This is a genomic window from Paracoccus sp. NFXS7, from assembly GCF_040148865.1.
Classification (GTDB): Bacteria; Pseudomonadota; Alphaproteobacteria; order Rhodobacterales; family Rhodobacteraceae; genus Paracoccus; species Paracoccus marcusii.
The window spans coordinates 140161-157773 of sequence record NZ_JAKEKV010000003.1; the positions used below are offsets into that span (position 1 = coordinate 140161).

A 17613-nucleotide genomic window follows, 5' to 3' on the forward strand; every position below is an offset into this window, starting at 1 on the left:
GGCGGGGCAGTCTGACCCGGAACCGAAGGGGCCTGCCATGACCGACACGCGCATCGACGACATCGACATCCTGATCTCGGGCGGCGGACTGGCCGGTCTGATCGCCGCCTGCGCGTTCGGGGCCCAGGGGTTCTCGGTCCTCTGCGTCGATCCCGCCCCCCCGGTGACAGAGGAGGACGCGGCGGGCGCCGACCTGCGCTCTACCGCCTTCCTGATGCCCTCGGTCGCGCTTTTCGAACGCATCGGGCTGTGGGAGCGCCTCGCCCCCCATGCGACCGCCCTGCAGGTGATGCGCATCGTCGATGCCGGAGGCGCCACCGCCACGCCGCGCCTGACCCGCGACTTCGACGCGGCCGAGATCGGCGACCAGCCATTCGGCTGGAACCTGCCCAACTGGCTGATGCGGCGCGAGCTGATGGCCCGCACCCAGGCCCTGCCATCGGTCCGGGTGATCCACGGCACCGGCACGGCGACGGTCCTGCCCCGATCCGAAGGTGCGGTCGTGACCCTGACCGACGGCCGCCGCCTGCGCGCCCGCCTGCTGATCGGCGCGGACGGCCGCGATTCCGCGGTCCGGGGCGCCTTGGGCATCGGCACGCGCACCTGGCGCTATGGACAACGGGCGCTGGCCTTTGCCGTGACGCATGAACAGCCCCACCATAACGTCTCGACCGAGGTGCACCGCTCCGGCGGGCCCTTCACGTTGGTCCCCCTGCCCGACCGCGACGGACAGCCCGGTTCGGCCGTGGTCTGGATGGACGACGCCGCCGCCATCGACGCGCTGCTGGCCCTGCCCGCCCCAGGCTTCGAAGCCGCGCTGAACGACCGCTCCGCCGGGGTGCTGGGCCACCTGCGCCAGGCGACCCCCCTGACCGCCTGGCCGATCGTCAGCCAGATCGCCGACCGCTTCGCCGGCCCCCGCACCGCGCTGATCGCCGAGGCCGCGCATGTCCTGCCCCCCATCGGCGCGCAGGGCCTGAACATGAGCCTGGCCGACCTCTCGGCGCTGCTGGAGCTCAGCCGCGCCGACCCGGGCAGCGCCGACAGCCTTGCCCGATACAACCGCACGCGCCGCCCGGACGCCTATGCACGCATCCTGGCCATCGACGCCCTGAACCGCGCCAGCCAGGCGCAGCTGCGCCCGCTGCGCGACCTGCGCGCCGCGGCTCTGGGCGGGTTGTACGGAATCGCACCCGTGCGCCGGATGATGATGCGGGCCGGCCTGGGTCTCAGCTAAGACACCGGCACCGCGCGACACCGGGGGGTGCGGGGGGCTGGCCCCCCGCCGTCGCGGGACGCACTCAGATCAGGCCCGCATGCTCCAGCGCCGCGTCGATCAGATGACGCGTAGGCTCGGTCAGCGGCGTCAGCGGCAGGCGCACCCGCTCGTGGCACAGGCCCAGGCGCGACATCGCGTATTTCGCGCCCACCAGCCCCGGCTCGACGAAGATCGCCAGATGCAGCGGCATCAGCCGGTCCTGGATCTCCAACGCCGCCGCGTAATCGCCGCGCAGCGTGGCCTCCTGGAACTGCGCGCACAGGCGCGGCGCCACGTTCGCGGTCACGCTGATGCAGCCCACCCCGCCATGCGCGTTGAAGCCCAGGGCCGTCGCATCCTCTCCGGACAGCTGGATGAAATCCGCCCCGCAGGTCATGCGCTGGCAGCTCACGCGCTCCAGCTTGCCGGTCGCGTCCTTGACCCCGATGATCGACGGAATCTTCGCCAGGACGCCCATCGTCTCGGGCATCATGTCGACGACCGACCGCCCGGGGATGTTGTAGATAATGATCGGCAGGTCGCAGGCATCCGTCAGCGCGGTGTAATGCGCGATCAGCCCCGCCTGCGTCGGCTTGTTGTAATAGGGCGTGACGACCAGACCCGCATCCGCGCCCACGCTGGCCGCGTGCTGCAAGAGGCCGATGCCCTCGCGCGTGGAGTTCGACCCGGCGCCCGCGATGACCGGGATGCGACCGTTCACCGCACGCACCACCTCCTCGATGACGGTGCGATGCTCGTCATGGGTCAGGGTGGGACTTTCGCCGGTGGTGCCCACGGGCACGATGGCGTGGCTGCCCTGTTCGACATGCCATTCGACCAGCTTCTTCAGCGTGTCCAGATCCAGCTCGCCGTCCGGGGTGAACGGCGTGACCAGGGCTGGCATCGACCCTTTGAACATGACACGCTCCATGATGATCCTTGGTGAAAGCAGGCAATTGCGCGGCCATCCCTAACCAAGGGCCGCGAACTTGCCAAGGTTGTGAATTGCACGCGGGGCGTTTGACGGTGACACAGGGTGGTGATGCGACTTCTGCGTGACATGACGATGGCGGGCCTTCTGGCCCTGTCCCTGGCCCTGCCCGCACGGGCCGAGGATCCGGGCGCGATGGCGCTGGCCCTGGCCGCGACCCAGGTCCAGGACTGGGTGACCGCCCGTGACGCCGCCCGCGCCGCAGGCCCCCTGGGCGAGGCGCTGGTCGGCTGGCACGCCCTGCGCGCAGGCCACGGCGATTTTGCCGATTACGCGGGCTTTCTGCGCAACCATTCCGACTGGCCCGGCCTTGACCTGCTGATCCAGCGCGGAGAGACGCGGCTGCGCCCCGGCGCCGATCCCGACGACATCCGCCTGTGGTTCGACGGCCGCAGCCCCACCACGCGGGCCGGCCTGAACGCGCTGACCGCGATCCTGCCCGACGCCGATGCCGCCCGCACCCGCCAGGCCTTCTTCACCACGCAACCCCTGCCGGCCAAGGACGAGGCCGCCCTGCTGGCCGCCTTTCCCGAACTGCTGCCGCTGATCCCCGCGCGCATCACCGCGATGCTGGATGCGGGGGAATGGGCACAGGCCGAACGCCTGCTGCCCCGCCTGCCCGAGGCCGACCGCCCCCTGCCCCGCGCCCGGATCGCCGTGCAGGCGGGCCGTGCCGGCGTCGACGACCTGATCCTGGCGCTGCTTGCCGACCTGCGCTCCGATCCGGGCCTGGCGATGGACCGCTTCGACTGGCGCGTGGGGGCAAAGCAGCATGAGGGCGCCCAGGCCCTGCTGCTGGAATCCTCGACCAGCGCGGAGGCGCTGCGCGTTCCGGCGCGATGGGCGTCGATGCGGGTGGATTACACGCGGCTGGCCATGCGGAACGGCGACTGGGACCGCGCGCTGCGCCTGGCCACGCCGCATTTCCTGACGCCCGACAACCGCCATTACGCCGACCTGGAATGGCTGGCGGGCTTTGCCGCGTTGAAGACCGGCGATGCGGCCCGCGCGCTGACGCATTTCGACCATCTGGAAACCGTCGTCGGCGCCGCGATCAGCAAGTCGCGCGCCTTCTACTGGCAGGGTCGCGCGCATGAGGCCCTGGGCGACGATGCCGCCGCACGCACGGCCTTTGGTGCGGCGGCCGACCTGCCCGGTACCTATTACGGTCAGTTGGCGATGGAGAAGGTCGGCCGCAGCCTGCCCGCCGATTACGCCGTGGCCGACGCGGCCATCGACACCCTGCCCGACTGGCGCGGCAGTGCGCTGCGCGAGAATCCGATCTTTCGCGCAAGCCTGTGGCTGGTTGCCAGCGGACGGCGCGACGATGCGCAGCGCTTTCTGCTGCACTTGGCGGAAACCGCGGCCCCCGACGACATCGCCCGCATGTCGCGCCTGATGTACGAGGCCGGGACCCCCTGGCACGGGCTGCGCCTGGCCAAGCAGTCGGCGAACCAGGGCGTGATCTGGCCCGTCGCGCATTTCCCCCTGACCGGGCTGGAGCGCGAGGATCTGGGCCCGCCCCCGGAACTGGTCATGGCCATCGCGCGCCAGGAATCCGAATTCAACCACACCGCCTCCAGCCCGGTCGGCGCGCAGGGGCTCATGCAGGTCATGCCCGGCACCGCCGAACAGGTCACGCGCCAGATCGGCATGCCCTATGACCTGGCGCGCCTGTCCAGCGATGCCAGCTACAACGCGCGGATCGGGTCGCAATACCTGATCGACTTGGCCGACCGGTTCGGCCCGTCCGTGGCGCTGATCGCGGCGGGCTACAATGCCGGTCCGGGGCGGTCCGCGCGTTGGCTGAACGATTTCGGCGACCTGCGCCGCGATGCCGATCCCGTGGACTGGGTCGAGATGATTCCCTTCGACGAGACGCGCAATTACGTCATGCGCGTGGCCGAGGCGCTGCCGATCTATCGTGCGCGCATCCATGGCACGCCCGCGCCGGTCGTCACCCGGTGGGACCTGTCGGGCGGCGGTGCGGTGCCCCCCCCGCCGGCGCGGCTGACGCTGGCCCTGTCGGCCAAGCCGCGGCCCAAGCCCTTCATCGGACCGCGCCTGCCCGAAGGCTGGTTCAGCGCGACCGCATCCGCTGTCGCCACAGAGTGAACAGGCTGGCCGCGACGACGATCGCGGCCCCGATCACCACGTTGGCGCGCAGGGTCTCGTTGAACAGGACCACGCCCAGGATGCTGACCCAGACCAGCTGCGTATAGCCGAAGGGCTGCAGGGCCGACGCCTCGGCCAGCTCATAGCTGCGGATCATCAGGTAATGCGAGGTCATGCCGCAGACGCACAGGCAGCCCATCCAGACCCAGTCCATCGGTGCCAGCCACTGCCAGTCCCAGATGCCCACCAGCGTCATGGCCACCGCCCCCGACACGCCGGTCCAGAAAAAGCTGACCATCGCCGGATCGTCGCGCGACACGTGCCGCGTCAGCAGACCGTACAGCGCGAACATCAGCGCAGCCGCAAAGGGCAGCAGCGCCGCCATGCTGATGACCCCGCCGCCGGGGTTCAGGATCACGATGATCCCGGCAAAGCCCACCGCGATGGCGGTCCAGCGCCGCCAGCCGACCGCCTCGCCCAGGACCGGCCCGGACAGGGCCGCGACCAGCAGCGGATAGACGGAAAAGACCGCATGGGTCTCGATCAGGCCCAGGCGGACAAAGGCCTCGACCATGATCAGCACCTCCAGCGCCAGGATCACGCCGCGGGCGATCTGGGTCAGGGGGCGTTTCGTGCGGATGGCGCGTTTCAACCCGCCCGGCTGGCGCGCGACCAGCGCGATCACGAACAGCGCAAAGACCCAGTACCGGATCATCACGATCAACACCGGCGGATAGCCTCCGCCCAGGATGCGAGAGAACACGTCCTGGAAGGCGAAGATCAGGCTGACCGCGCACATCATGGCGATGGCAAGGCCAGTGCGGTCGCGCACGGGGGCCTGCCCCTGCGGCGGAACCGGGGGCGGCGCCGCGACGGCGGCGGATGCGGCATAGGGCTGGGTCGGTCGGTCGTCGGACATAAGCGGGCGCCTTCAGGGTTGCCCCCTGTTGCGCCCGCCATTCCGCAAGGTCAAGCGAGGGTCAGGGTTGCACGGTCTGCAACCCTGACCTGTTGCAGCCTAGTCGCGGGCGCGGATGATCTTGGCGAAGGGGTCCAGCAGGGTGGGATTTGCCGCGATGAGGCGACCCGATTCCAGCGGATCGTCGCCCTCGCGGATGCCGTGGACGAAACCGCCCGCCTCGCGCACCATCAGAATGCCCGCGGCCACGTCCCAGGATTTCGTGCCGCGTTCCCAATAGCCGTCGAACCGGCCGCCGGCGACATAGGCCAGGTTCAACGCCGCGGACCCGAAACCGCGCACGCCCGCACAGACGGGCATCAGTTGGGCCAGGTCCTGGATCATCGCGGGCAGCGGGCCGGTCCCGGCATGCGGGATCCCGGTCGAGAACACCGATTCGGACAGCTTGGTGCGGCCCGACACGCGCAGGCGCTGGTCGTTCATATAGGCGCCGGTGCCCTTTTCGGCCACGAACATCTCGTCCTTGGCGGCGTCGAAGATGACCGCGGCGACGATCTCCTTCTTGTGCTCCAGCGCGATGGAGACGGCCCAGTGCGGCAGGCCGTGCAGGAAGTTCGTCGTTCCGTCCAGCGGGTCCACGATCCAGCGGCGGGTGGGGTCGTCGCCCTCGGTCTTGCCGGTCTCCTCGCCCAGCCAGCCATAGCTGGGGCGGGCGGTCATCAGCTCTTCCTTGATCAGGCGTTCGGCCTCGCGGTCGGCGCGGGTGACGAAATCGCCGGCGCCCTTGACGCTGACCTGAAGGTTCTCGACCTCGCGGAAATCCTTGACGAGGGCGCGACCCGCCTTGCGGGCGGCCTTGATCATCACGTTCAGATTGGCGCTTGCCATCGGGTGCTCCGGGAATTGGGGTTGGCCGCGTCATAGGGCAGACGCGGCGGAAAGCCAAGCATCACGCACCGGCCTAGCTGGACGGGCCGCGCAGCATCCGCAGGGGTTCGGTGCGCGACAGGCGCAGCACATGCGCCATGTAGGGCTGCGACAGGTCGTCCGACCGCACTGCTGCGTACAGGCGGCGGCGGATCCCCTGCGGCCCCAGCGGCAGCAGCACCAGTTCCGGGTTCGCGGCCTCGCGCCGCAGGACCCAGTCCGGCATGACCGCGACGCCCCGCCCCGATGCCACCAGCATCAGCGCCACCGCGGTCAGTTCGACCGTGCGCTGGCGCGCGGGTTCGATGTTCGCGGGCGTCAGGAACTGGCTGAAGACGTCCAGCCGTGCGCGGTCCATCGGATAGGTGATCAGCGTTTCGGCGGCCAGATCGGCGGGATCGGCATGACCCTTGGCCGCCAGCGGATGGCCCGCCGGCACGACCAGGGTCGGCGCATAGTCGAACAGCGGCTGAAAGGTGACGCCCGCCAGATCCTCGGGGTCCGAGGAGATCACCAGGTCCACCTCCTCGCGCACCAGCGCGGGCAGCGCGCCAAAGGCCAGGCGCTGGCGGATGTCCACGTCCACGTCGGGCCAGGCGCGGCGAAAGATGTCCAAGACCGGCAGCAGCCAGTCAAAGCAGGCGTGGCATTCCATCGCGATGTGCAGCCGGCCGATGCGCCCGGCCTCGACGCCCTTGAACTCTGCCTCGGTCGCCTCGACCAGGGGCAGGACCTGTTCGGCCAGGCGCAGCAGGCGCATGCCCGCGGCGGACAGGCGCATGGGCTTGGCGCGACGCACGAACAACTGGGCACCCGACTGCTCCTCCAGTGCCTTGACTTGGTGGGACAGCGCGCTCTGCGTGATGTTCAGCACCTCGGCGGCGCGGGCCAGGCCGCCCTGTTCGTGGATCGCATGCACGGTGCGCAGATGGCGCAGTTCCAGATGCATGATGAAACGCCCTCACGTTGATGTTGAAGATTATGAATTTGTCTCACGCCGCGCCTCATGGCACAAGAGCCGCCAACACGAAGGGATTCGCCATGACCACGCCGAACGTCAGCTTTGAGTTCTTCCCGCCCAAGACGCTGGAAGCCTCGTTCAAGCTGTGGGAGACCGCCAAGGTGCTGGCCCCGCTGGCCCCCGATTTCGTGTCGGTCACCTATGGCGCCGGCGGCACGACCCGCAAGCTGACCCATGAGGCCGTGACCACGATCAACCGCCAGTTCGGGTTGCAGGTCGCGGCGCATCTGACCTGCGTCGAGGCCACCCGCGCCGAGACGATGGAGATCGTGCAGTCCTATGCCGATGCCGGGATCACCCAGATCGTGGCACTGCGCGGCGATGCGCCCAAGGGGGCCGACCGCTTCACCCCGCATGACGACGGCTTCGCCAACTCGGTCGAACTGATCGAGGCGATCGCCGCGCGCGGCGACATGACGATCCGCTGCGGCGCCTATCCCGAACCGCACCCGGACAGCGCCGATGGCGATGCCGACGTGACCTGGCTGAAGCGCAAGATCGAGGCCGGGGCCACCAGCGCCATCACGCAGTTCTTCTTCGAGCCCGAAACCTTTTTCCGCTTTCGCGACAAATGCGTCGCGGCCGGCATCGACGCGCCGATCATCCCCGGCCTGCTGCCGGTCCAAAGCTGGGCCGGGACCAAGCGGTTCGCCGCGACCTGCAACACCACCGTCCCGGACTGGGCCGAGGAGGCGTTCCAGCTTGCGGCCCTGGACGGCCCCGACGCACAGCGTGCGCTTGCGACCGACCTGTCGGTGGACCTGTGCGAAAAGCTGATCGCGGGCGGCGTGGACCAGCTGCATTTCTATACGCTGAACCGTCCCGAACTGACCCGCGACGTCTGCGCCGCCTTGGGCGTGCGCCCCAAGGCCGGGCTGGAGGCCGTGGCCTGACCACCCCTTAGGCGGGATCGACGGGCGGGCGGCGCCAGCGCGCGGCGATGGTGGCGGGCGATCTGCGACGCGGCGGGCGGTGCGCAGTCAGGTGTCCGGTCAGGCGGGCCGGCCCGGCAACGGGTCTTGGCACCGTCGGATGCAGCGCCTCGGTCATGTAGCGGCCGGCAAGGCGGGGCGTGCGCGCCAGGAACGCCTTGCCCCAGTTGCGCCACGACCCGATCGACGGCGCCGCGGCATCTCCCGGAAACAGCCCCCGCCATCCAGGCGGCAACGGCAGGCCGACCTGTTCGGCCCGATCCAGCATCCAGACCAGCGGGATATTCGCCAAGGGCCGCGACATCTCGAACCCGGACAGCTGTCCGCCGATGTCGGGATGCGCGCCGCGAAACCACATCTGCTCGATCCGGCCCGCCGCATGGGCATCGTCCCACAGCAGCGGCGCAAAGGCGGCGCGGGTCTCATCCAGGGCCAGGGCCTGGAACCCGTGCTCGATTCCCTGCCCCAGATGCGCGTCGTGAAAGCGGAACCGCGGCTCTGTCAGCATCCACAGCACCGGCAGCCGCAGGCCCAGGGCCATCACCGTGTCAAAACAACCGACCATGCGGATCGGCGCCTGCGCATGACAGCGCCTGCGCCGGAAGGCGGCCATCGCCTGCGGCGTTCCCCCATGGTGGTAATAGCGCCAGGCCAGCCGGATGTGGCGTTCGGTCGCCGCCTGCGCCTGCAGCAGGCCCACGCGGCTGATCATCCCCGCCAGGCTGCGGATCGCGAAGGCCCCGCGGGAATAGCCCAGCATGAAGATCCGGTCGCCGGGGCGATAGCCGCTGGCCAGCCAGCCATAGGCATCGGTGATGCGGGTTTCCAGGATGCGGCCCATGACCAGATCGGGCAGCGTGCGCCAGCGGGTCCATTGCTGTCCCATGCCGTAATGGACGCGGATGCGTCCAGGCGGCAGGGCGCCCAGCTGGCCCGTCAGCAGGCGGTGGATGCGGCCGATGGAACTGCGCCTGCCATCGGCCAGCGACGCGAAGGTGCCGTCCATCAGCACGACATGGATGGTGGGTGGTCTGGTCACGCTCATGCCCCCAAGCCTAGCATGGGGGCATGAGCAAACCGTTACGACAGGCGCATCACGGTCGCGTTGGTCATGGCGCCGAAACCGTTGAATCGCGTGTTCGTGACCGTGGAATAGGCGCCCGCGCCGTGGAAGATCACGAAATCGCCTTCCTGGATCGTGTCCGGCAGGGCCAGTTCACCCGGCAGGCGGTCAACCGAATCGCAGGTCGGGCCAAAGATGACGCGGCCGCCGGCCTCGCCCTCGCGCGGGGTGCCCTTGGGGGTCAGGACCTCGATGCGGTCGATGTTGCCGATGATCGGCAGCTCGGCCAGGCCGCCATAGACGCCGTCGTTCAGGAACACGTGGCCGCCGTCGCGCACGCCCTTGACCCGGGTGATCAGCGCATAGGCGTCGGCCACGATGCCGCGTCCCGGTTCGCAGACCAGATCGGGCGCGTCGGCGCCGAACATCTCGGTCACGGTGTCGGCGATCTCCTGGAAGATCGACGTCAGGTCGGGCTCGACGCCCACGACGCGGTGCGAGGGGAAACCGCCGCCCACGTTCAGGCGCACCGCGCGCACGCCCGCCATGTCGCAGATGTCCTTGGACACGCGGATATAGCTTTCCCATGCGATCGGATCGGTGCATTGCGTGCCCGGATGGAAGGTCAGCGACGGGACGTATCCACGGCGCGCGACCTCTGCCAGCAGCTCGGCCGCCAGTTCGGGCGATGCGCCGAACTTGGAGCCGAAGTCATAGGCCGCGCCCAGCACCGGCAGCTTGAAGCGGGGCGATATCTCGACCCCCTTGCCGTCGACCTGGGTCGGCACCTGATCGAACAGCTTGTCCAGTTCGGACCGGCTGTCCACGGACCAGGCGCGGATGTTCTGGGACACGCCGTGCGCGATCTCGGACCGGGCGCGGACGGGATTGTGGTAATGGCGCGCAGCATGCGGCGCCATGCGGCCGATCAGGTCGATCTCGAAGGGCGAGGCCACGTCGAAACCGCGGATGCCGGCGGCGACAAGGTTCTGGATCACGGCCTCGTCGGGGTTGGACTTGACCGCATAGGTCACCAGCCCCGGAAAGCCGTCGATGAATTGCCGCGCACGGTCCTGCAAGACTGTCGGCGCGAAGACCATGACCGGATGTTCCGGGGCCAGATGTCGGATGACCTCGGCCGGATTTTCCCAGACGGTCTTCTGTTGTCCCATTGCGGTTCCTTTCGCACAAGGCTGGATGATGGGTTGCGGTCCTGCAACCCGGAATGGCGCTTTTGAGTTCCGATTTCACCGATGAAAAGGCTAGAATCGCATGTCATCCCGGTTATTATGACGCAGTTCATGTCATTTTGACGAAACAGGCAGGCAGGCGCGGCTTTGGACGATCTGGATCGCAACATTCTGGCGCAGCTGTCGGGCGACGCGCGCATGTCGGTGGCGGTGCTGGCCCGCCGCCTGCGCGTCGCGCGCTCGACCGTGCAGGCCCGGCTGGAGCGGCTGGAGAGCACCGGCGCCATCGCCGGATACACGCTGCGCCTGGGAGAGGCCGCGCGCGGGGCCCGCATCCGCGCCACCGTCCTGCTGGGCATCGAGCCCCGCGCCCAGCCCGGCGTGCTGTCGCGGCTCAAGTCCCTGCCCCAGGTCGAGCGTGTGCACACCACCAGCGGCCGGGTCGACCTGCTGCTGCAGCTGGCCACATCCTCGACGACCGAACTGGACGAGACGCTGGACCGCATCGGCGGGATCGAGGGCGTGCGGTCGTCCGAAAGCCTGATCCACCTGGCGACCAAGCTGGATCGCGCCGTCTAGGCGCGACGCCTGTTGCCTCGAATCCCCTGCGGGCGGACACTGTGCCCACCGACGCAAGGGAGGATGCGATGAGCTATTATTCCGGCTTCGTGCTGGCCGTGCCCGCGGACAAGCGCGACGAATATGCCGATCACGCGACCAGGGCCTGGCCGGCGTTCAAGCGTCACGGCGCGCTGCGCCTGGTCGAATGCTGGGGCGAGGACGTGCCCCACGGCAAGCGCACCGATTTCTATCGCGCGACAGAGGCCTCCGGCGACGAGGTCCCGGTGCTGTCCTGGATCGAATGGCCCGACCGTGCCACCGCGGATGCCGCATGGGCCGCGATGATGACCGAGGACCACCCCGATATGGCCGACATGCCCTTTGACGGGGCGCGCATGTTCTGGGGCGGCTTTGCCCCCATCGTGGACCTGCGCTGACGGGCCCGGCCGCGAACCGCCCCGGATGACATGCCCGGTGCCGACGGGCTTGGCCTTTGGCCCCGCATTCGCTAATCCCGCTGCAACAGATGGGGTGATGCGATGACGATGGACAAAAGCTTTGATGCGGCGGATGCCGAGGCCCGGATCGCGGCCGAATGGGAACGCCGGAACGCCTTTGCCGCCGGGGCCAATGCCCGGCGGTCGGAAACCTTCACCGTGATGATCCCGCCCCCCAACGTCACCGGCAGCCTGCATATCGGCCACGCGCTGAACAACACGCTGCAGGACATCCTGGTCCGTTGGCACCGGATGCGGGGCTTTGACACGCTGTGGCAGCCGGGTCAGGACCATGCGGGCATCGCCACCCAGATGGTCGTCGAACGCCGCATGGCCGAACGGGGCGAACCCGGCCGGCGCGAGATCGGGCGCGACGCCTTCACCGCCAAGATCTGGGACTGGAAGCGGGAATCCGGCGACACGATCATCAACCAGCTGAAGCGCCTTGGCGCCAGCGCGGACTGGTCGCGCAATGCCTTCACCATGTCCGGGGCCCCCGGTGCCCCCGCGGGCGAGGAGGGCAATTTCCATGACGCGGTGATCCGGGTCTTCGTGGATCTCTACAACAAGGGCATCATCTATCGCGGCAAGCGGCTGGTGAACTGGGACCCGCATTTCGAGACCGCGATCAGCGACCTGGAGGTCGAGAACCGCGAGGTTCCGGGCCACATGTGGCACTTCAAGTACCCGCTGGCCGGTGGCGAGACCTATGAATACGTGGAACGCGACGAAGACGGCCGCGTGACCCTGCGCGAGACGCGCGATTACATCAGCATCGCCACGACCCGCCCCGAGACCATGCTGGGCGACGGCGCGGTTGCCGTGCATCCGTCAGACGCGCGCTATGCCCCCATCGTCGGCAAGCTGGTCGAGATCCCGGTCGGCCCCAAGGAACACCGCCGCCTGATCCCGATCATCACCGACGAATACCCCGACCCCGATTTCGGGTCCGGCGCGGTCAAGATCACCGGCGCGCATGATTTCAACGACTATGGCGTGGCGATGCGCAACGGCATCCCGCTCTATGCGCTGATGGACGGCAAGGGCGCGATGCGCGCCGACGGGCTGTCCTATGCCGACAGCGCCGCCATCGCCTCCCGCGCCGCCGCGGGCGAGGATGTGGGCGACGTCACCGCCGTGAACCTGGTGCCCGACGACCTGCGCGGCCTGGACCGGTTCGACGCCCGCAAGCGCGTGATCGATGCGATCACTGCCGAGGGCCTGGCCGTCACCTATCTGCACCGTGAGATCGAGCCCGAAACCGGCGCCGAGCATCTGGAACGCCGTCCCGTGATCGACGCCAAGCCGATCATGCAGCCCTTTGGCGACCGGTCCGGCGTGGTGATCGAGCCGATGCTGACCGACCAGTGGTTCGTGGACACCAAGCGCATCGTCGAACCCGCGCTGGAGGCCGTGCGGTCGGGCCGAACCGAGATCCTGCCCGAGCAGCACAAGAAGGTCTATTTCAACTGGCTTGAGAACATCGAGCCCTGGACCATCAGCCGCCAGCTGTGGTGGGGCCACCAGATCCCGGTCTGGTACGACGCTGAGGGCAACCAGTACTGTGCCCCCTCCGAGGCAGAAGCGCAGGCCATGGCGCCCGGCAAGACACTGCATCGCGACCCGGACGTGCTGGACACTTGGTTCAGTTCGGGCCTGTGGCCCATCGGGACGCTTGGCTGGCCCGAGCCGACCGAGGAGCTGAAGAAGTATTTCCCGACCGACGTGCTGGTCACGGGCTTCGACATCATCTTCTTCTGGGTCGCCCGGATGATGATGATGCAGCTGGAGGTCGTGGGCGATGTGCCGTTCAGGACCGTCTATGTCCACGGGCTGGTGCGCGACGAGAAGGGCGCCAAGATGTCCAAGTCCAAGGGCAATGTCATCGACCCGCTGACGCTGGTCGATGCCTATGGCGCGGATGCGCTGCGCTTCACGCTGACCAGCATGGCGGCGATGGGCCGCGACCCCAAGCTGGGGCCCAAGCATGTCGAGGTGAACCGCAACTTCGTCACCAAGATCTGGAACGCCACCCGGTTCGCCGAGATGAACGGCGTGCGGGGCGGGGGGGTGCGTCCGCAGCCCAGCCATACCGTGAACCGCTGGATCATCGGAGAGACCGCGCGCATCCTGATGGCTGTCGACGAGGCGCTGGCCGCCTATCGCTTCAACGATGCGGCGACAGGGCTTTACGCCTTCGTCTGGGGCAAGGTCTGCGACTGGTACGTGGAATTCGCCAAGCCGCTGTTCGACGGCGATCACGCCGAGGAGACGCGGGCCACGATGGGCTGGGTGCTGGACCAGTGCTTTGCCATGCTGCACCCGATCATGCCCTTCGTCACCGAGGAGCTGTGGGCGCTGACCGGGGACCGCGACCGCATGCTGGTCCATGGCGACTGGCCGGAACTGGGCGCGGGCCTGATCGACGCAGAGGCTGACCGGCAGATGAACTGGGTCATCGCGCTGATCGAAGGCGTGCGGTCCGCCCGCGCCCAGATGGGCGTGCCGGCGGGCGCCAAGCTGGACCTGGTCGTGACCGAGGCAGACGCGGCCGCCCGGGCGGCGCTGGCCGCCAACGGTCCGCTGATCGAGCGGCTGGCGCGGGTGAACCCGGCCGCCGACGGGGTCGCCGGCAAGGGGATGATCGCCGTGTCGGTGCAGGGGGCCAGTTTCGCGCTGCCCATCGGCGACGTGATCGACGTGGCGGCCGAGACCGCGCGCCTGCAGAAGGCGGAGGCCAAGCTCCGCAAGGATGCCGACGGCCTGTCCAAGCGCCTGTCGAACCCCAAGTTCGTCGAGAATGCCGATGCCGAGGTGATCGAGGAGACCACCGGCAAGCTGGCCGCGCTGGAGGACGACATCGCCCGCCTGCAGGCCGCGCTGGCGCAGTTGGCGGCGATGTGAGCCTGCGGCCCGGCCTGCCCCGTCGGGCTGGCCGGGCCACGGCTCTTACGGCAAGAGAGAGGCGCAAGGGAGGCGCGGATGGGCTGGCTGGAGCGGATCGCCGAGCGGATGATGCTGAAGGCCCGCGCCGAGGGCAAGCTGACGGGGATTGAGGGCGAGGGCAGGCCCCTGCCTGACCGGCCCATCGAGACGGACTCCACGGCGGCGGGGTTCCGGATCATGGCGCAGGCCGGGGTGCTGCCGCCCGAGATCGTGCTGAAGAAGCAGGTGATCGCCGCGCGGGCCCGCCTGTCCGACATGCCCGAGGGCCCGGAACGCGCGGCCCTGCTGGCCGAGATCGCCCGGCTGCAGATGCGTCAGGCCATCGCCGAGGAGGCCCGACGCCGCTTCATGCGGGACTGAGGGCGGCCAGCGCGCGGGGCAGCGCGTCCTCGAACACGTCCAGTTCGTGGATCGGTGCGGCGCTGATGCGGATGCAGCGGTCCAGGGGGGCGACACCCGGCATGCGGGCGAACACGCCCTCGCGCTCCAGTGCGGCGATCAGGGCGCGGGCGAAGGCGCCATCGCGATGGGTGTCGAGCGCCACGAAATTCGTGGCCGAGGGCAGCGCGGTCAGGCCGTTGGCGGCGCCGATATCGGCGATGCGCAGCCGGGCGGCCTGAACCTCGGCCACGACATGGGCCAGCCAGCCCTGGTCGGCCAGCGCGGCCAGCGCCCCGGCCTGGGCGATGCGGTTCACCCCGAAATGGTTGCGCACCCGGTCAAAGCCCGCGATCAGGTCCGGCGCGCCGATCGCATAGCCGATGCGCGCGCCGGCCAGGCCATAGGCCTTGGAGAAGGTCCGCATGCGGATCACCCGCGGATCGTCCGCCGCGATGTCGGGAATGGCCGAGGCCGGCGCGAGTTCCGCATAGGCCTGGTCCAGCACCAGCAGGCAGTCGGCCGGCATCCGGTCCAGCATTGCCGCGATCACCGTGCCGTCGTGCCAGGTGCCCATCGGATTGTCGGGATTGGCCAGATAAAGCAGCCGCGCGCCGGTGGCATGGGCGCGCGCGACCAGGGCGTCCGGATCTTCGGCGTCGTCGCGATAGGGAACCTTGTGCAGCACCCCGCCAAAGCCCGCGACGTGATAGTTGAAGGTCGGATAGGCCCCGTCCGAGGTGACCACCGCATCGCCCGGCGCGACCATCATCCGCACCAGGTTGCCCAGCAGGCCGTCGATGCCCTCTCCGACCATGATGCCGTCCGGGGTGGTGCGGTGATGGGTCGCCAGCGCGCGGGACAGATCAAAGCTGGGCGCGTCGCCGTATTTCCAGACCTGGCCCACGGCCTCGCGCATGGCGCGGGCGGCCAGCGGGCTGGGTCCGAACGCGCTCTCGTTCGCGCCAAGGCGGGCGGCGAAGGGCACGCCGCGGCGGCGTTCCAGGGTTTCGGGGCCGACAAAGGGCACGGTCGCGGGCAGGCCCGCCACCAGGGGCGCAAAGGGCGGCATCAGAACGCGCGAAAGGTCATGGTGGTCAGGGTGCGGCTGATATGCGGAATGTCGAACAGCCGGTCTGACAGGAAGCGGCCGACATCCTGGTCTTCGGGGATGTAGACCTTGGCGATCAGGTCGAAATCGCCGGAGGTGGAATAAAGCTCGCTGACGACCTCGCGGTCGTAGATGGCCTCGGCGACCTGATAGGTCCTGCCGGGCTCGCAGCGGAACTGGACGAAGACGGCGCGCATGAAAAAGCTCCTGTTTGGGGGCAGGTTAGACCGTGGCCGCGGCGCGGGTCCAGTCCCCGCGCGCGTGGCCGCGCCAGAACCGCCGCATCAGCAGCACCGCGGCAAAGGTCAGCCCGACGCACAGGCCCAGCCACAGGCCCGCGGGGCCGAAGCCCAGGGGAAAGGCCAGCGCCCAGGCCACCGGCATGCCCACGACCCAATAGCTGAAGCCCGCGATCCACATCGGCACCTGCGTGTCCTGGACCCCGCGCAGGAAGCCCAGGGCGATCACCTGGAACGCATCGGTCAGCTGGAACAGCGCGGCATACATCAGCAGCATCGCGCCAAGCGCCACGATCTGCGGGGCCTGCGGATCGGTCGGGTCCAGATACAGCCGCACCAGCTGTTCGGCGAACAGCAGGTACAGCATGATGGCCACGGCGGCAAAGGCCAGCGACATCCACACGACCGTGACCGCCGCATCGCGCATCCAGGCGCGATCGCCGCGGCCCTTGGCCTGGCCCACCCGGACGGTCGCGGCGTTGGAGAGCCCCAGATGCGCCATGAAGGTGATCGAGGTGATCTGCAACGCGATGCCGTGGGCGGCCAGCTGGGGCGTCCCGATCCAGCCCATCATGATGTTCGAGGCGACGAACAGCCCGCCCTCGGCCACCATGGTCAGGCCGATGGGCCAGCCGATCCGCGCGATCTGGCGCATGGCCTGCCAGTCGGGGCGCCAGAAGCGCTGGAACAGGTTGTACTTGCGCGCGACGGGCACCCAGCCCGCATAGGCGATCAGGGCCAGCAGCTGGACCACCTGGACGGTGACGCTGGCGATGGCGGCGCCGCGCACGCCCAGTTCGGGCGCGCCCAGGTTGCCGAAGATCAGCACCCAGTTCAGCGCCAGGTTCAGCGGCAGCCCGGCCAGGGTGACCCACATGACGACCTGCGTCCGCTCCAGCGCGGCCAGATAGGACGACAGGGTCAGCTGGCCCAGGACCACCGCCAGGCCCCAGCCCGCGATGCGCAGGTAATCCTGCGCCAGCGCGCTGACCGTGTCGGTCTGGCCCAGAGCCTGCAGGATCGGTTCGGACCACCACATCAGCGGCATCACGGCCAGGGCATAGCCGGCCGACAGCCACAGCGCCATCCGGGCCCCGCGGCGGACCTCGGTCTCTCGGCCGGCGGCGACATGGGCGGCGATCAGGCCCAGCACGCCGATGCCGAAGCCCATGCCCAGAAAGAACAGGATGTGGAAGAAGCTGGTCGCGATGACCAGGGCGGCCAGCGGCTCGACCCCGTACCAGCCGACCATGACCGTGTCGCCCACGCCGATGGCCATGCGCGCCAGGTGGCTGCCGATCAGCGGCAGGCCCAACGACAGGGTCGCAAGAACATGGGGGCGGTATCGGCTGTGCATCGTCCTGCCATATCCGTAGCCGCAAAATGCGGCAAGGGGCGGCATTGCACGCCCTGCAACATTTCGCGCCGCATCGGCGGAAAGGCGGCGGCGGGGCGGGTCCGCGCG

General features: G+C 69.1%; 16 protein-coding genes. 7 read left to right on the top strand and 9 right to left on the bottom strand.

The window, feature by feature from the left end; translation table 11 throughout:
• Positions 1 to 37 precede the first annotated feature (37 nt).
• On the top strand, positions 38 to 1237 hold the full coding sequence (locus LZ686_RS07545) for a UbiH/UbiF family hydroxylase (protein WP_349547413.1): 1200 nt from the start codon (positions 38 to 40) through the stop codon (positions 1235 to 1237).
• 64 nt (positions 1238 to 1301) lie between these two features.
• Here the strand turns inward: LZ686_RS07545 and dapA are convergent, their stop codons facing one another.
• Positions 1302 to 2177 carry a 4-hydroxy-tetrahydrodipicolinate synthase gene (gene dapA, locus LZ686_RS07550; RefSeq protein ID WP_045981115.1) on the bottom strand — a complete coding sequence of 292 codons (876 nt, stop codon included), beginning with the start codon at positions 2175 to 2177 and terminating at the stop codon, positions 1302 to 1304.
• 123 nt (positions 2178 to 2300) lie between these two features.
• Between dapA and LZ686_RS07555 the strand changes: the two genes are divergently transcribed.
• Positions 2301 to 4364 carry a lytic transglycosylase domain-containing protein gene (locus LZ686_RS07555; RefSeq protein WP_349547414.1) on the top strand — a complete coding sequence of 688 codons (2064 nt, stop codon included), beginning with the start codon at positions 2301 to 2303 and terminating at the stop codon, positions 4362 to 4364.
• On the opposite strand, the gene LZ686_RS07560 is transcribed toward LZ686_RS07555, so the two are convergent.
• The 3 genes from LZ686_RS07560 to LZ686_RS07570 all read right to left on the bottom strand — a co-directional run bounded on the left by LZ686_RS07560 (position 4330) and on the right by LZ686_RS07570 (position 7159).
• Positions 4330 to 5283: a DMT family transporter gene (locus LZ686_RS07560; protein WP_127897861.1), complete on the bottom strand. Its 954-nt coding sequence runs from the start codon at positions 5281 to 5283 to the stop codon at positions 4330 to 4332. The genes LZ686_RS07555 and LZ686_RS07560 overlap by 35 nt on opposite strands.
• A gap of 99 nt (positions 5284 to 5382) precedes the next feature.
• Positions 5383 to 6171 (bottom strand): inositol monophosphatase family protein, encoded by a 789-nt coding sequence (locus tag LZ686_RS07565; RefSeq protein ID WP_045981091.1) that lies wholly within the window; start codon positions 6169 to 6171, stop codon positions 5383 to 5385.
• Positions 6172 to 6244: 73 nt separating this feature from the next.
• Positions 6245 to 7159: a LysR family transcriptional regulator gene (locus tag LZ686_RS07570; RefSeq protein ID WP_045981090.1), complete on the bottom strand. Its 915-nt coding sequence runs from the start codon at positions 7157 to 7159 to the stop codon at positions 6245 to 6247.
• Positions 7160 to 7251: 92 nt separating this feature from the next.
• Here LZ686_RS07570 and metF point away from each other — a divergent pair, with 92 nt between their 5' ends.
• Positions 7252 to 8124 (top strand): methylenetetrahydrofolate reductase [NAD(P)H], encoded by an 873-nt coding sequence (metF, locus tag LZ686_RS07575; protein WP_045981089.1) that lies wholly within the window; start codon positions 7252 to 7254, stop codon positions 8122 to 8124.
• A gap of 7 nt (positions 8125 to 8131) precedes the next feature.
• On the opposite strand, the gene LZ686_RS07580 is transcribed toward metF, so the two are convergent.
• A complete protein-coding gene (locus LZ686_RS07580) occupies positions 8132 to 9208 on the bottom strand; it encodes a T6SS phospholipase effector Tle1-like catalytic domain-containing protein (protein ID WP_349547415.1) in 1077 nt (358 codons plus the stop codon).
• 35 nt (positions 9209 to 9243) lie between these two features.
• Positions 9244 to 10398, bottom strand: coding sequence for a type III PLP-dependent enzyme (locus tag LZ686_RS07585; RefSeq protein ID WP_045981088.1), 1155 nt, complete (start codon positions 10396 to 10398; stop codon positions 9244 to 9246).
• 165 nt (positions 10399 to 10563) lie between these two features.
• On the opposite strand from LZ686_RS07585, the gene LZ686_RS07590 reads away from it, so the two are divergent.
• The 4 genes from LZ686_RS07590 to LZ686_RS07605 all read left to right on the top strand — a co-directional run bounded on the left by LZ686_RS07590 (position 10564) and on the right by LZ686_RS07605 (position 14780).
• Positions 10564 to 10995, top strand: a complete 432-nt coding sequence (locus LZ686_RS07590) for an Lrp/AsnC family transcriptional regulator (protein WP_045981087.1) — start codon at positions 10564 to 10566, stop codon at positions 10993 to 10995.
• Between the two features lie 68 nt (positions 10996 to 11063).
• A complete protein-coding gene (locus LZ686_RS07595; protein WP_349547416.1) occupies positions 11064 to 11414 on the top strand; it encodes a DUF1428 domain-containing protein in 351 nt (116 codons plus the stop codon).
• Positions 11415 to 11516: 102 nt separating this feature from the next.
• Positions 11517 to 14378, top strand: a complete 2862-nt coding sequence (locus LZ686_RS07600; RefSeq protein ID WP_349547417.1) for a valine--tRNA ligase — start codon at positions 11517 to 11519, stop codon at positions 14376 to 14378.
• Between the two features lie 78 nt (positions 14379 to 14456).
• Positions 14457 to 14780, top strand: a complete 324-nt coding sequence (locus tag LZ686_RS07605; protein WP_045981084.1) for a DnaJ family domain-containing protein — start codon at positions 14457 to 14459, stop codon at positions 14778 to 14780.
• Here LZ686_RS07605 and LZ686_RS07610 read toward each other — a convergent pair.
• The 3 genes from LZ686_RS07610 to LZ686_RS07620 are packed head-to-tail and all read right to left on the bottom strand — an operon-like array spanning position 14767 to position 17505.
• A complete protein-coding gene (locus tag LZ686_RS07610) occupies positions 14767 to 15870 on the bottom strand; it encodes a pyridoxal phosphate-dependent aminotransferase (RefSeq protein ID WP_349547418.1) in 1104 nt (367 codons plus the stop codon). The genes LZ686_RS07605 and LZ686_RS07610 overlap by 14 nt on opposite strands.
• Complete coding sequence (locus tag LZ686_RS07615) at positions 15870 to 16106, bottom strand: Lrp/AsnC ligand binding domain-containing protein (protein ID WP_045981082.1); 237 nt, start codon at positions 16104 to 16106, stop codon at positions 15870 to 15872. The genes LZ686_RS07610 and LZ686_RS07615 overlap by 1 nt, the downstream gene beginning before the upstream one ends.
• 25 nt (positions 16107 to 16131) lie before the next feature.
• On the bottom strand, positions 16132 to 17505 hold the full coding sequence (locus LZ686_RS07620) for an MATE family efflux transporter (RefSeq protein ID WP_046000005.1): 1374 nt from the start codon (positions 17503 to 17505) through the stop codon (positions 16132 to 16134).
• Positions 17506 to 17613 lie beyond the last annotated feature (108 nt).

Bases quoted from the DNA above. Each gene is read 5' to 3' on its own strand.
- LZ686_RS07615 (WP_045981082.1), bottom strand. From the start codon at position 16,106: ATGCGCGCCGTCTTCGTCCAGTTCCGCTGCGAGCCCGGCAGGACCTAT.
- LZ686_RS07620 (WP_046000005.1), bottom strand. From the start codon at position 17,505: ATGCACAGCCGATACCGCCCCCATGTTCTTGCGACCCTGTCGTTGGGC.
- metF (WP_045981089.1), top strand. From the start codon at position 7,252: ATGACCACGCCGAACGTCAGCTTTGAGTTCTTCCCGCCCAAGACGCTG.
- LZ686_RS07605 (WP_045981084.1), top strand. From the start codon at position 14,457: ATGGGCTGGCTGGAGCGGATCGCCGAGCGGATGATGCTGAAGGCCCGC.
- LZ686_RS07565 (WP_045981091.1), bottom strand. From the start codon at position 6,171: ATGGCAAGCGCCAATCTGAACGTGATGATCAAGGCCGCCCGCAAGGCG.
- LZ686_RS07545 (WP_349547413.1), top strand. From the start codon at position 38: ATGACCGACACGCGCATCGACGACATCGACATCCTGATCTCGGGCGGC.
- LZ686_RS07585 (WP_045981088.1), bottom strand. From the start codon at position 10,398: ATGGGACAACAGAAGACCGTCTGGGAAAATCCGGCCGAGGTCATCCGA.
- LZ686_RS07580 (WP_349547415.1), bottom strand. From the start codon at position 9,208: ATGAGCGTGACCAGACCACCCACCATCCATGTCGTGCTGATGGACGGC.
- LZ686_RS07600 (WP_349547417.1), top strand. From the start codon at position 11,517: ATGACGATGGACAAAAGCTTTGATGCGGCGGATGCCGAGGCCCGGATC.
- LZ686_RS07560 (WP_127897861.1), bottom strand. From the start codon at position 5,283: ATGTCCGACGACCGACCGACCCAGCCCTATGCCGCATCCGCCGCCGTC.
- LZ686_RS07595 (WP_349547416.1), top strand. From the start codon at position 11,064: ATGAGCTATTATTCCGGCTTCGTGCTGGCCGTGCCCGCGGACAAGCGC.
- LZ686_RS07610 (WP_349547418.1), bottom strand. From the start codon at position 15,870: ATGCCGCCCTTTGCGCCCCTGGTGGCGGGCCTGCCCGCGACCGTGCCC.
- LZ686_RS07555 (WP_349547414.1), top strand. From the start codon at position 2,301: ATGCGACTTCTGCGTGACATGACGATGGCGGGCCTTCTGGCCCTGTCC.
- dapA (WP_045981115.1), bottom strand. From the start codon at position 2,177: ATGTTCAAAGGGTCGATGCCAGCCCTGGTCACGCCGTTCACCCCGGAC.
- LZ686_RS07570 (WP_045981090.1), bottom strand. From the start codon at position 7,159: ATGCATCTGGAACTGCGCCATCTGCGCACCGTGCATGCGATCCACGAA.